The 12,112-nt window shown below is 70.7% G+C and carries 12 protein-coding genes; 6 read left to right on the forward strand and 6 right to left on the reverse strand.

Features of this window, described 5'->3' with window-relative positions; genetic code table 11:
* Positions 1-10 precede the first annotated feature (10 nt).
* Complete coding sequence (locus ACSQ4M_RS01190) at positions 11-1,072, forward strand: malate/lactate/ureidoglycolate dehydrogenase (RefSeq protein ID WP_436187856.1); 1,062 nt, start codon at positions 11-13, stop codon at positions 1,070-1,072.
* A gap of 37 nt (positions 1,073-1,109) precedes the next feature.
* Here the strand turns inward: ACSQ4M_RS01190 and ACSQ4M_RS01195 are convergent, their stop codons facing one another.
* The 3 genes from ACSQ4M_RS01195 to ACSQ4M_RS01205 form a co-directional block, all read right to left on the reverse strand.
* A complete protein-coding gene (locus ACSQ4M_RS01195; RefSeq protein WP_436187857.1) occupies positions 1,110-2,144 on the reverse strand; it encodes an RNA methyltransferase in 1,035 nt (344 codons plus the stop codon).
* A gap of 306 nt (positions 2,145-2,450) precedes the next feature.
* The gene (locus tag ACSQ4M_RS01200; protein WP_436187858.1) at positions 2,451-3,131 is read right to left on the reverse strand and encodes an HAD family hydrolase; all 681 of its coding nucleotides are present in this window, start codon (positions 3,129-3,131) and stop codon (positions 2,451-2,453) included.
* The gene (locus tag ACSQ4M_RS01205) at positions 3,131-3,946 is read right to left on the reverse strand and encodes a phosphodiesterase (RefSeq protein ID WP_436187859.1); all 816 of its coding nucleotides are present in this window, start codon (positions 3,944-3,946) and stop codon (positions 3,131-3,133) included. Before ACSQ4M_RS01205 ends, ACSQ4M_RS01200 begins: the two co-directional genes overlap by 1 nt.
* A gap of 162 nt (positions 3,947-4,108) precedes the next feature.
* Here ACSQ4M_RS01205 and ACSQ4M_RS01210 point away from each other — a divergent pair, with 162 nt between their 5' ends.
* The 5 genes from ACSQ4M_RS01210 to ACSQ4M_RS01230 all read left to right on the forward strand — a co-directional run bounded on the left by ACSQ4M_RS01210 (position 4,109) and on the right by ACSQ4M_RS01230 (position 9,190).
* Complete coding sequence (locus ACSQ4M_RS01210) at positions 4,109-5,437, forward strand: ABC transporter substrate-binding protein (protein WP_436187860.1); 1,329 nt, start codon at positions 4,109-4,111, stop codon at positions 5,435-5,437.
* A complete protein-coding gene (locus tag ACSQ4M_RS01215; protein ID WP_436187861.1) occupies positions 5,430-6,377 on the forward strand; it encodes a carbohydrate ABC transporter permease in 948 nt (315 codons plus the stop codon). The genes ACSQ4M_RS01210 and ACSQ4M_RS01215 overlap by 8 nt, the downstream gene beginning before the upstream one ends.
* A 2-nt stretch (positions 6,378-6,379) precedes the next feature.
* Positions 6,380-7,210 carry a carbohydrate ABC transporter permease gene (locus tag ACSQ4M_RS01220; RefSeq protein WP_436187862.1) on the forward strand — a complete coding sequence of 277 codons (831 nt, stop codon included), beginning with the start codon at positions 6,380-6,382 and terminating at the stop codon, positions 7,208-7,210.
* A gap of 29 nt (positions 7,211-7,239) precedes the next feature.
* Positions 7,240-8,301, forward strand: a complete 1,062-nt coding sequence (locus tag ACSQ4M_RS01225) for an ABC transporter ATP-binding protein (RefSeq protein WP_436187863.1) — start codon at positions 7,240-7,242, stop codon at positions 8,299-8,301.
* Between the two features lie 82 nt (positions 8,302-8,383).
* Positions 8,384-9,190, forward strand: coding sequence for a DeoR/GlpR family DNA-binding transcription regulator (locus tag ACSQ4M_RS01230; protein WP_436187864.1), 807 nt, complete (start codon positions 8,384-8,386; stop codon positions 9,188-9,190).
* On the opposite strand, the gene ACSQ4M_RS01235 is transcribed toward ACSQ4M_RS01230, so the two are convergent.
* The 3 genes from ACSQ4M_RS01235 to ACSQ4M_RS01245 form a co-directional block, all read right to left on the reverse strand.
* Complete coding sequence (locus ACSQ4M_RS01235) at positions 9,159-10,133, reverse strand: tripartite tricarboxylate transporter substrate binding protein (RefSeq protein ID WP_436187865.1); 975 nt, start codon at positions 10,131-10,133, stop codon at positions 9,159-9,161. The genes ACSQ4M_RS01230 and ACSQ4M_RS01235 overlap by 32 nt on opposite strands.
* Positions 10,134-10,144: 11 nt before the next feature.
* Positions 10,145-11,026, reverse strand: coding sequence for a carboxylating nicotinate-nucleotide diphosphorylase (nadC, locus tag ACSQ4M_RS01240; RefSeq protein WP_436187866.1), 882 nt, complete (start codon positions 11,024-11,026; stop codon positions 10,145-10,147).
* A gap of 115 nt (positions 11,027-11,141) precedes the next feature.
* Entirely contained in the window at positions 11,142-12,077 is a 936-nt protein-coding gene (locus tag ACSQ4M_RS01245) for an NUDIX hydrolase (RefSeq protein WP_436187867.1), read from the reverse strand.
* Positions 12,078-12,112 lie beyond the last annotated feature (35 nt).

The raw sequence follows: 12,112 nt of genomic DNA on the forward strand, positions 1-12,112 counted from the left end.
GTCAGAACCCATGAGCAAGACCATTTCTTCCCAAGAGTTGACCGGCCTCGTCGCCAAGGTCATCGCTGCCGCCGGCAGTGCCGAGGCGGAGGCGCACACCGTTGCATCCAACCTCGTCATGGCCAACCTCTCGGGCCACGACTCGCACGGCGTGGGCATGGTGCCCCGCTATGTGGACGCCGTGCTCGAAGGCGGCCTGAAGCCCAACACCTCTGCCAAGGCCACCGTGGACATCGGCACCATGCTCGCGCTGGACGGCCAGCGTGGCTACGGCCAGGTGGTCGGCGAGCAGGCCATGGAGTTGGGCATCGCGCGCGCGCAGCAGCACGGCAGCTGCATCATGACGGTGGGCAACAGCCACCACCTGGGCCGCATCGGCCACTTCGCCGAGATGGCGGTGGCGCAGGGCCTGGTCTCCCTGCACTTCGTCAACGTGCTGTCGCGCCCGGTGGTCGCGCCCTTCGGCGGTGGCGACGGGCGCTTCGGCACCAACCCCTGCTGCATCGGCGTGCCGCTGCAGGGGCAGGAGCCCTTCATCCTCGACTTCGCCACCAGCCGCCAGGCCCAGGGCAAGATGCGCGTGGCCCACAACAAGGGCGAGCGCGTGCCCGAGGGCACGCTGATCGACGAGCTGGGCCGGCCCACCACCGACCCCGGCGTGGTGGTGGTGCCGCAGAGCAACGGCCTGTTCGGCGCGCTGATGACCTTCGGCGAGCACAAGGGCTACGGCATGGCCGTGGCCTGCGAGCTGCTGGGCGGCGCGCTGTCGGGCGGCGGCACCTGGCACCGGCCGGCGGACCAGGCGCGCAGCGTGCTCAACGGCATGCTGACAGTGCTGATCGATCCGGCCAGGCTGGGCACGCAGGAAAGCTTCGAGCAGGAGGCATTGGCCTTCGTCGACTGGCTGCGCCAGGGGCCGGCAGGCGAGGGGCATGACCAGGTGCGCATCGCCGGCGAGCCCGAACGCGCGGCGCGCGTAGCACGCCAGGCTGCGGGCATCGTGGTGGACGACCAGACCTGGGCCGAAATCGTCGAGGCAGGGCGCAAGGTCGGCTGCGTGGTGGCGGGCTGAGGGCCCCATCCGGACGGAGCGCCAGCGCTCAGTCCCTCTATCCCGCCGCGGCCCGCGGCACGAGGCGCACCGGTTTCTCGGCCCGCGCCCGCAACTGGCCGCAGCCGCCATCGATGTCCTGGCCGGCCGAGTCGCGCAGCTTGGTCAGTACGCCGCGCTGGTGCAGCGTGCGGGCGATGGCCTTGGCCTTGTCCCAGTCCGGCCGACGGAACGCGAGGCCCGGGATGGTGTTGTACGGGATCATGTTCAGCAGCGCGTACTTGCCCCTGAGCAGGCGCACGATGCCGTCGATCTCGTCCTCGCCGTCGTTCACACCGTCCAGCAGCGTCCACTGGTACTGGATCGGGTAGCCGGTGGCCTGCGCATAGCGTTCGCCGGCGTCAACGAGTTCTTCCGGCGCGAGCTTCGGCGCGCGCGGCAGCAGTTGCTCGCGCAGCGCGCGCTTGCTGGTGTGCAGCGACAGAGCCAGCGCCGGCTTAACCGGGCCCTGCGGCAGCCGCTCGAACACCCGCGGGTCGCCCACGGTGGAGAACACCAGGTTCTTGTGCCCGATGTTGCCGTGCAGGCCCAGCACCTCGATGGCCTCCATCACCTGGTCGAGGTTGTGCGCCGGCTCACCCATGCCCATGAAGACGACCTTCTTCACCGGCCGCAGCGCGCGCGCCAGCGCGACCTGGGCGATGATTTCGGCGCTGCTGACCTGGCGCACCAGGCCTTCGCGGCCCGTCATGCAGAACTGGCAGCCCACCGCGCAGCCGACCTGCGACGACACACACAGGCCGTCGCGCGGCAGCAGCACGCTCTCGATGGACTGGCCGTCCTGCAAGCCGACCAGCAGGCGGGCCGAACCGTCCTCTGCGGGGTGGTGCGATTGCAGCGCGGCCAGCGCGGCCAGGTCGCGCGTCAGCTGTGGCAGGTCTGCGCGCACACGCTGCGGAAAGAAGTCGTCGTGCCAGCGCCGTGCGCCGTCGATCAGCGGGAGGCCCTGGGCCCATTGGCGCAGCACCCGGCCCTCGTGCAGCGGAAGCGCGCCCAGCGCGCGCAGGCGCTGGCGGAGTTCGGTGAGAGTCATCTTCGCGCGGGCGGGCAGGTCGCAGTGGCGGGGCACGGATTGTCGCGCGCCGAACGCAGGGCACGCGCACCGTGCCGAAGCGCCACAGGTCGCGCGCCACCAGTGTCTGGAAGCCCTGCGGTGTGGCGCGGCGCTGCTGGCCGCCACGATGTCCAGCCCCACCTGGACCGAAAGCACGTCGGCCAGCGCCGGGCCGCAACCCTTGCAGGGCACCTCATTCGAACGTAGAACAGGGCAGGGCCGAAGACAGTGCCGCAGCACGGCGAGGCGAACCAACGCAGTGATGCGTTTCAAGACAAAGCCGGCTCAGGCCTGCGGCGTGCCGAGCAGTTGCACGGTGTGCCAGCCGTGCGCCGCAGCATGCGCCTGCAGCATCGCGTCGGGATTGGCCGCCACGGGGTGGCCGACGGCGCCCAGCAGCGGCAGGTCGTTGATCGAATCGCTGTAGAACCAGGCATCGGCCAGCGCGTCGGCCGGCAGCCCCTGCCCGGCCAGCCAGGCCAGCATGCGCACCAGCTTGCCGCCGCGCATGTTCGGCGTGCCCAGCACGCGGCCCGTGTAGATGCCCTGTGCCAGTTCCAGGTCGGTCGCCAGCCAATGGTCGAAGCCGAGTTCGGCGGCCGAGCGCGCAGCGATCACGCTGTTGCTGGCCGTCGTGAGCACTGGCAGGTGCCCCGCAGCGCGGTGCGTGGCCACCGCGTCGCGCGCCGCGGCAGGCAGGCGCGGGCGCAGTTCTTCCACGAGGAAGCGGTCCTGCCAGGGCGCCCAGAAGGCCGGCGTGCGACCCGCCAGCAGGCGCGCGTAGAAGGCGCTGAAGGCATCCACGCCGACCTGGCCGCTGCGGTAGGCCTCGCCCATCTGTTCGTTCTGCTGCGCCAGGGCCGCATCGGCCAGGCCATGGCGCACGAGGAAGCGGCACCACAGGTCGTCGCCGTCGCCGTCCAGCAGCGTGTGGTCGAGGTCGAACAGCGCCAGCGGTGCGGGCATCACAGCGGCACCGCCGGGCCGAAGTCGCCGACGTAGCTCGCGTGCGTGCACAGGCCCAGTTGCGCCGACCAGCGGTGTAGCGAGACCTGGGGCGGCTCCAGCCGCGCGCGCAGCGGCGCACCGGGCCGCAGGTCGAGCGCGATCTGGTGCGCCACCGACGGGGCCACGTGCAGCGGCGCACCGCCGAACTGCATCTGCACCGGCCGGTGCAGGTGGCCGCACAACAGGCCCTGCACCGCGCCATGGCCACGCAGCAGCGCGGCCAGCGCGTCGGCACCGGACAGCAGGCTGCAGGCGTCCATGGCCTCGATGCCGGTGGGCAACGGCGGGTGGTGCATGAAGAGCAGCACGGGCGCGCCGCGGCAGGCATCGAGCGTCCGCGCCAGCCAGGCCAGTTGCGCGTCGTGCAAGGCACCGTGCGACTGGCGCGGCACCACGGTGTCGAGCGCCACCAGCTGCAGGCCGGCGTGCGCCACCTGGTAGCAGCATGCACCGTCCGGGGCATCGGCGGCCACCGGCATGCACCGCGGCAGGGCATGGCGGGCGACGGCGGGGTCGTCGTGGTTGCCGGGCACGGCATAGACGGGCATGGGCAGCGCCGACAAAACCTCGGCGACGGCCGCGTATTCCTCGGCACGGCCGTGCTCCGTGAGGTCGCCGGTCAGCAGCACGAGATCGGGCTGCGGGCGCAGCGCCAGCACATGGGCCACCGCGGTGCGCAGGGCGGCCAGCGTGTCCATGCGACCGTCCAGGAACGCCGGCCCGGTGCCCACATGCGGGTCGGAGAGTTGGGCAATCAGCAGAGGCGGCAGCATGATTTGGAGTCTATGTGCGTTTTTATTTCAATTCCACAAATAAATGTGGAACTGAAATTGCTATCGTGGATTTCATATGGTTGTCATGGTGTTCCCAAAACATCGCGGCGCCAGCTTGATGGCTGCTTTCCCCCACCCACCCCGTCATGAAGGAGTCGTGCCATGTCCCCCTCTCGCCCCGCCCCGTCCCGTGCGCAGTCCGAGATCTCGCTGCCGCGTCGCCGTCTGCTCACCAGCGGTGCCGCCGTGTCGGCCACCGCCATGCTGGGTGGCATGCCGCTGTTCGCCTCGGGGCAGCAGCAGGTCAAGCTGGTGTTCATGTATCCGGTGGGCGTGTCCGGTGACATCAACCGCCTGGTCAGCGGCATGATCGCCGGCTTCAACGCCGCGCACAGCGACATCCAGGTCGAGGCGGTCTACGCCGGCAGCTACGACAACACCGAGCAGAAGGTCATGACCGCGCTGGGCGTGGGCGACCCGCCAGCGTCCTGGCTGCCGATCAACTCCATGCTGACCACCTTTCTGGGCATGGACGCGCTGGAAGACGTGACGGCGCTGGCCAAGGCCGACGACGTCTTCCAGGACTTCCTGCCCGGCTTCCTGGGCACCTGCATGGCCGACGACAAGCTCTACGGCCTGCCGTTCCAGTGCAGCACGCCGGTGCTGTACTACAACAAGAACGCGTTCGAGAAGGCCGGCCTCAAGGCCGCGCCCGCCAACTGGGCCGAGCTGGAGGCTGCCGCCAAGGCGCTGGCGATCCGCCAGGGCGACACCGTGTCGCAATGGGGCCTGACCATCGGCGGCGGCTGGCACGACTGGATCTTCGAGAGCTTCGTGCGCCAGAACGGCCTGGTGTTCTGGACCAAGGACAAGGTGGCGTTCGACGCACCCGAGAGCATCAACGCCATGGAGTTCTGGCTGCGCATGGCGCAGGCCAAGCTGATGCCCGCGGCCTCCACCTGGGAGAGCTCGGCCAACGACTTCATGGCCGGCCGCACCGCCATGCTCTACCACTCCACCGGCTCGATGACCAACATCCTGAAGTCGTCCTCGTTCCCGGTCGGCGTGGCGCCCATGCCGCGCGGCAAGCAGAACGGCTCGACCATGGGCGGCGGCCCCATCCTGATCGCCAAGAAGCAGCCCGATGCCCACAAGCGCGCGGCCTGGACCTTCGCGCGCTGGATGACCAACACCGCCAACCAGGCGCAGTGGTGCGTGGACACGGGCTACCTGGCGGCGCGCAAGTCGTCGTGGGAGACGCCGGTGCTCAAGGCCCACGTGGCCAAGCTGCCCGAGTCGCGCGCGGCCTTCGTCACGGCCGAGGTGGCCGGCGCCTTCCTGCAGGTGCCGGGCTACCACAAGGTGCGCGCCCACCTGCAGAGCGCGATCGACCGCACGCTGGCCGGCGAGATCAAGCCCGACGCCGCGCTGCGCGACGCGACGGCCAAGGCCAACACCGAGATCCAGCGCCTGGCCCGCCGCCGTGCCTGAGGCCATCCTGTCCATGCCGCCCGCCGCGCTGCCGCAGGCCGGGATGGACGCCCAGCGCCGCCAGCGGCGGCGCGAGGTGTTCACCGCCGTGGTGATGCTCGCGCCCTCGCTGGTGTTCCTGGCCGCCTTCACCTACTGGCCCATCCTGCGCTCGCTGGCCTACGGCTTCTTCGACGTGCAGCTGGGCTCGCCGGAGATCTTCTTCGTCGGCTGGGAGAACTACCAGCGCCTGTGGATGGATGCTCTGTTCTGGCAGTCGCTGCGCAACACCGTGCTGTACATGGTGGTCACGGTGCCGGCCTCCATCGGCCTGGCCCTGCTGCTGGCCGTGGCACTGGACCGCAAGCTGCGCGGCACGGCGCTGTACCGCTCGACCTTCTTCTACCCGGTGATGGTGCCCTCGGTGGCGGCCGGCATGGTCTGGGTGTTCCTCTACGCGCCCGGCTACGGGCCCATCAACGGCCTGATGGACTGGCTGGGCCTGCCCAAGCTGGAATGGCTGTACGACCGCCGCTGGGCGCTGCCGGCCATCATCTTCATGAGCATCTGGAAGTACGCGGGCTACTTCATGCTGATCCTGCTGGCCGCGCTGCAACTGGTGCCGCGCGACCTGTACGAAGCGGCGCGGCTGGACGGGGTCTCGGGCTTCCGCCAGCTGGTGCACATCACCGTGCCGCTGATCTCGCCCACGCTGTACTTCGTGGTCGTGATCGGCGTGCTGCACTCCTACCAGATCTTCGACTACGTGTTCGTGATGACGCAGGGCGGTCCGGCGGACGCCACCAACGTGCTGACCTTCTACATCTACCAGAACGCCTTCCAGTTCCAGGACATCGGCACCGCTTCGGCCATCGCCAATATCCTGCTGCTGGTGGTCGGCGCGTTGATCGCCGTCGTGGCCCTGACCCTGGGCCGCCGCGTGCACTACCTCGGGAGATGAGCATGCTGGCCAAACGACTGTTCGCCCATTCGCGCTGGATGCACTGGCTGCTGCTGCCCACGGTGGCGCTGTGGCTGAGCCCACTGGCGTGGATGCTGCTCACCTCGTTCAAGACCAAGATCGAGATCTTCGACCCTGCCGCCGGCCTGCTGCCGCGCGCGCTGCAGTGGGACAACTACCCCGCCGCGCTGGCGGTGGCGCCGTTCGGCACCTACCTGCTGAACTCCATCCTCGTGACCGGCGCCATCCTGGCGGCGCAGCTGACCACCATCACGCTGGCGGCCTACGCCTTCGCGCGGCTGCGCTTCCCGGGGCGCGACCTGCTGTTCGGGCTGTTCCTGCTGCAGATCATGTTCCCGATCTACGCCACCTTCCTGACCAACTTCATCACGGTGCGCGAGCTGGGCCTGCTCAACAGCCTGTGGGCGCTGATGGTGCCCTTCATCGCCAGCGGCTACGGCACCTTCATGCTGCGCCAGGCCTTTCGCCAGGTGCCGCAGGACCTGGCCGATGCCGCGCGGCTGGACGGCTGCGGCCATTGGGCGACGCTGTGGCATGTCTACCTGCCGCTGGTCAAGCCCACGCTGCTGGCGTTCGCGATGATCTCGGTCGTCACGCACTGGAACGACTACATGTGGCCGCTCTTGGTGACCAACAGCGAATCGGTGCGCACGCTGCCCATCGGCCTGGGTTTGCTGGCCAAGGCCGACAGCGGCGCCGACTGGCCGCGCCTGATGGCCGCGACCATGGTCGTCATCTCGCCCCTGCTGCTGCTGTTCATCATCTTCCAGCGCCGTTTCGTCGACAGCTTCATGCATGCCGGCTTGAAGTAGGCTCCACCCTTCCGCGAAAGCTCCATCCCATGGCCGCCATCTCCCTGCAAGGCATCTGCAAGCGCTACCGCGACCACACCGCCGTGGACCGGCTCGACCTGGAGGTCGAGGACGGTGAATTCATGGTGCTGGTCGGCCCGTCCGGCTGCGGCAAGTCCACCACCCTGCGCATGATCGCGGGCCTCGAAGACATCAGCGAGGGCCGCCTGCTGATCGGCGGGCGCGACGTGACCCATGCCGAACCCCACGAGCGCGACATCGCCATGGTGTTCCAGTCCTACGCGCTGTACCCGCACATGACGGTGCACATGAACATGGCCTTCGGCCTGCTGCGCGCCAGCCAGCTGCCGCGCGCCGAGATCGAGCAGCGCGTGCAGGACGCGGCGCAGCGCCTGAAGATCACCGACCTGCTGCAGCGCCGGCCCAACGAACTCTCGGGCGGGCAGCGCCAGCGCGTGGCCATCGGGCGCGCGCTGGTGCGCCAACCCAAGGTCTTCCTGTTCGACGAGCCGCTCTCCAACCTCGACGCCAAGCTGCGCAGCCACATGCGCGGCGAGCTCGAACGCCTGCACGACGCGCTGGGCATCACCATCGTCTACGTCACGCACGACCAGGTCGAGGCCATGACACTGGGCACGCGCATCGCGGTGATGGACGGCGGCCGGCTGCAGCAGCTGGGCGCGCCGATGGAGGTCTACCGCCAGCCGGCCACGCGCTTCGTCGCCTCGTTCATCGGCTCGCCCGAGATGAACTTCCTGCCGCTGCCGGCCGATGCCGAGGATGGCCGCGCCTGGCTGGGGGAACGCTACGGCGCGCTGGCGCAGGACACGGTGCTGGGCCTGCGGCCCGAGGAACTGAGCCTGGCGAGCGACGCCGCGCCCGCGCCGCTGCGCTGGCCCGGCGTGGTGCAGCGCGTCGAGCGCCTGGGCGCCGAGGCCTATGCGCAGATCCGCGTGGGCGATGCCGGCGTGCTGGTGCGCACCGCGGCCGACGCGCCGCTGCAGGCCGACCAGGCCGTGGTGCTGACGCCCGATCTGGCGCGGCTGCGTGTGTTCGATGGGCGCACCGGTGCGGCGCTCGCTATCCAATGAGCGCCGCGCCGGGCCGCCCCAAGCAAGCTCGCTCCCCCTCGGGGGGCAGCGAACCTCGCGCAGCGGGGAGCGTGGGGGCCACATGAACATCACCCCCACACTGAGCGCCCGGCAGGAGCGCATCGTCGAGATCCTGCGGACCACGCCGTCCATCACCACGGTCGAACTCGCGCAGCGCCTGGGCGTCTCGGGCGAGACGGTCCGCCGCGAACTGCAGACGCTGGCCGACGACGGCATCGTGCAGAAATTCCACGGCGGCGTGAGCCTGCACCGCGACGTGCAGGAGTCGCCGTTCCAGCTGCGCCTGCGCAGCAACGTGGCGGCCAAGCGGCGCATGGCCCGGCAGGTGTCGGCGCTGCTGCCCGACGGCGCCAGCCTGGTGCTGGACAACAGCAGCACGGCCTGCTTCGTGGCCGAGGCGCTGGCCGAGCGGCGCGGCCTCACGGTGGCCACGCCCTCGCTGGAAGTGGCGCGCGCACTCGCGCACAGCGGCGACCGCCACACCGTGATGCTGCCCGGCGGCACGCTGCGCAGCAGCGACATGACACTGGCCGGCGCCAACGCGCTGCGCTTCGCCGCGCAGCTGCACCCGGACTACCTGGTGGTCTCGGTGGCCGCGCTCAGCGCGCGCGGCGGCTGCCTGGACTTCGACCCCTTCGAGGTCGAGTTCAAGCAGGCCGTGTCGCCGCACGCGGGCACGGTCATCGTGGCGGCCGACGCCAGCAAGTTCGACGCGCCGGGCCTGATCACGACCCTGCCCTGGGACAGCGTGCACGTGCTCGTGACCGACCGGGCGCCCGAGGGCGAACTGGCCCGGGCGACCGCGCACCTGCGGCTGGTGCTGGCCACCGACGCCGTCAGTCCAGCCGCAGACCCAGCTGCGCCGTGACCGTGCCGAAGCGCCGCAGGTCGCGCGCCACCAGCGCCTGGAAGCCCTGCGGCGTGGCGTCTGCCGCCTGCGTGAGCGTGTAGCCCAGGCCGCGCAGCTGGGCCTGCAGTTCCGGGTCGGCCATTCCCTGCACCAGCACCTGGTTGAGCCGCTGCACGACAGCCGCCGGCGTGCCGGCCGGCACCAGCAAACCATGCCATTGGTCCAGCTCGTAGCCGGGCAGGCCCTGCTCGGCCACCGTGGGCACGCCGGGCAGCTGCGCCGTGCGCTGCGGCGAGGTCACGGCCAGCGCGCGCAGCTTGCCGGCGGCCAGCAGCGGCGCGGCGCTGCTGGCCGTCACGATGCCCAGGCCGACCTGGCCCGACAGCACATCGGCCAGCGCCGGGCCACAGCCCTTGTAGGGCACCTGGGCCATGCGCACGGGCGCGGCCAGCTGCAGCATCTCGCCGGCCAGGTGCTGCGGCGTGCCGGCGCCGCAGGAGGCGAACAGCGCGGGCGGGGCCGGCGGTTTCGCGGCCTGCAGCAGGTCGGCCAGGCCGCGCAGCGGCGAGGACTGCGGCACCACCAGCACCGAGGGCACGAAGCCCACGTTGAACACGGCCGTGAAGTCGCGCCCGGGCGAGAAGTCCAGCGGGCCGTAGACGCCCGGGTTGATAGCGAAGGAACTGTTGACCATCAGCAGCGTGTGGCCGTCCGGCGCGGCCTTGGCCACGTGGCTCGCGCCGATGTTGCCGCTGGCCCCAGGCCGGTTCTCCACCACCACGCTCTGGCCCAGGGCCTGCTGCAGCACGGGTGCGAGCTTGCGTGCGAGCAGGTCGGTGCCGCCGCCGGGCGCGAAGGTCACGACGATGGTGATGGTGCGGCTCGGAAAGTCGGCCGGGCCGGCGTGGGCGACGCCCAGGCCCGCCAGCGCGAGTGCGGCTTGCAGGAACAGTCTGCGCATGGGCATCTCCTTCAGGCGTCCAGGCCGATGTCGAGCACGGCCGCGCTGTGCGTGATCCAGCCCACCGCGATCTGGTCCACGCCGGTCTCGGCGATGCCGGGCGCGGTCTCCACGGTCACGCGGCCCGAGGCTTCGAGCACGGCGCGGCCGGCCGTCATGCGCACGGCCTCGCGCAGCGTGGGCAGGTCCATGTTGTCGAGCAGCACGATGGGCACCTGCAGTTCCAGCGCCTCGCGCAGCTGGGCCAGCGTGTCGACCTCGAGCTCGATCTGCACCATGTGGCCGATGGCCGCGCGCGCACGCTCCACGGCCGTGCGCAGGCTGCCCGCGATGGCGATGTGGTTGTCCTTGATCAGCACCGCATCGTCCAGGCCGAAGCGGTGGTTGCTGCCGCCGCCCACGCGCACGGCGTACTTCTGCAGCGCACGCAGGCCCGGCAGCGTCTTGCGCGTGCAGGTCACGCGCGCCGGGGTGTGGGCGATCGCGTCGGCGATGCGCGCCGTGGCGCTGGCCACGCCCGACAGGTGGCCCAGGAAGTTGAGCGCGGTGCGCTCGGCCGTCAGGATGGCGCGCGCCGGGCCTTCGATCTGCGCGATCGCGCTGCCCGGCGTCAGCCGCGCGCCGTCGGCCAGCAAGGGCTGCCAGGCGATGGCCGGGTCGCAGAGCGTGAAGGCCAGCCGCGCGAGGTCCAGCCCGGCCAGCACGCCGGCCTGGCGCGCCACCAGCGTGAGCCGGCTGCGCGCCTCCTGCGGCACCACGGCGTTGCTCGTGATGTCGCCGGCACGGCCCAGGTCTTCCAGCAGCGCGGCGCGCACCAGCGGCTCCAGCATCACCTGGGGCAGCGGCGACAGCGGCAGGACTGCGGCCTGCCGGGAAGTGGAAGAGGTCTCCATGGTATTGCTCAATCTGAGTATTAGTGGCGCAAAAAAATGCGGGGACACCGTTTTTACACTCAACCTGAGCATAAATCCAGCGCCACGGTGTAACCCCGGCGCCATGCGGGGGGAATCAACGCGAGAGGGGGAGCTTGCTGCCCGAGATCGCGCGCTCGAGCAGCACGTCGTCGCGGAAGCGGAACAGCATGGCCGGCCGGCCCGAGCCGCCCTGGGCCAGCGCGCCGGTCTCCTCGACCAGGGCCTGCTGTTCGACCTGGCGGCGAAAGTTCTGCTTGTGCAGCGCGTGGCCGGCCAGCGCTTCCACGGTCTGCTGCAGTTGCAGCAGCGTGAATTCATCGGGCATCAGTTCGAACACCACGGGCCGGTACTTGATCTTGGCGCGCAGCCGCGCGATGCCCGTGGCCAGGATGCGGCGGAAGTCCTCGCGCATGGGCTGGCCCGTGGGCAGCGCGGGCGCACCGGCACGGCCGCGGCCCAGCGCCTCGGGCACCAGGCGGGCTTCGAACAGCAGTTCATAGCGCTGCAGCACGAAGTCCTCGTTCCAGGCCGAGCCGCCGAGGCCGAAGGCCGTGTCCACGCGCAGGCGGCGCTGCTGCGCGCTGGCGGCGTCGGGAGCGGCATCGCGCCAGGATGCCAGGGCCGGCAGGATCTGGCCGGCCAGCAGCGCCTCGGCCGCGTCCGAGCGCCGGTCTTCCCAGGGGAAGTAGCGGTACCAGTCGCGCCAGCCGCCGGCCTCGTCGGTGGCCGCGGCCTCGCGCGTGAGGCCCAGGTAGCTGACCGAGATCACGCGGCGGCCCTGGTCGCGCGCACGGTCGCGGTCGGCGAAGGTGTAGAGCTGCTCGATGTAGCCGATCGGGTGGTGCGTCTGCCGCTCGATCCAGGCGCGCATGCCGGCCTGCAGCGAGCGGTGCGTCTGCTCGAACGGCCCGCTGGGCAGCGCCAGCCCCTTGTGCGTGGTCAGGATGCGCGCCTGCCCGGCCGTCACGGCGACGAGCACTGCCACCAATTCGGCGGCGACGGGCTGGGACGGCTGGGAGGCTTCGGACAAAGGGCGTGGGGGCGGCGGAAAGGGCCCCGCATTGT

The sequence above is a fragment of the Pseudorhodoferax sp. LjRoot39 genome, assembly GCF_964253035.1.
In the GTDB taxonomy this organism is placed as follows: Bacteria; Pseudomonadota; Gammaproteobacteria; order Burkholderiales; family Burkholderiaceae_C; genus Pseudorhodoferax.

Excerpts from the sequence above, each read along its gene's own strand:
- ACSQ4M_RS01220 (WP_436187862.1), top strand. The coding sequence starts at position 6,380 with ATGCTGGCCAAACGACTGTTCGCCCATTCGCGCTGGATGCACTGGCTG.
- ACSQ4M_RS01200 (WP_436187858.1), bottom strand. The coding sequence starts at position 3,131 with ATGCCCGCACCGCTGGCGCTGTTCGACCTCGACCACACGCTGCTGGAC.
- ACSQ4M_RS01225 (WP_436187863.1), top strand. The coding sequence starts at position 7,240 with ATGGCCGCCATCTCCCTGCAAGGCATCTGCAAGCGCTACCGCGACCAC.
- ACSQ4M_RS01235 (WP_436187865.1), bottom strand. The coding sequence starts at position 10,133 with ATGCGCAGACTGTTCCTGCAAGCCGCACTCGCGCTGGCGGGCCTGGGC.
- ACSQ4M_RS01230 (WP_436187864.1), top strand. The coding sequence starts at position 8,384 with ATGAACATCACCCCCACACTGAGCGCCCGGCAGGAGCGCATCGTCGAG.
- ACSQ4M_RS01210 (WP_436187860.1), top strand. The coding sequence starts at position 4,109 with ATGTCCCCCTCTCGCCCCGCCCCGTCCCGTGCGCAGTCCGAGATCTCG.
- ACSQ4M_RS01190 (WP_436187856.1), top strand. The coding sequence starts at position 11 with ATGAGCAAGACCATTTCTTCCCAAGAGTTGACCGGCCTCGTCGCCAAG.
- ACSQ4M_RS01195 (WP_436187857.1), bottom strand. The coding sequence starts at position 2,144 with ATGACTCTCACCGAACTCCGCCAGCGCCTGCGCGCGCTGGGCGCGCTT.
- nadC (WP_436187866.1), bottom strand. The coding sequence starts at position 11,026 with ATGGAGACCTCTTCCACTTCCCGGCAGGCCGCAGTCCTGCCGCTGTCG.
- ACSQ4M_RS01205 (WP_436187859.1), bottom strand. The coding sequence starts at position 3,946 with ATGCTGCCGCCTCTGCTGATTGCCCAACTCTCCGACCCGCATGTGGGC.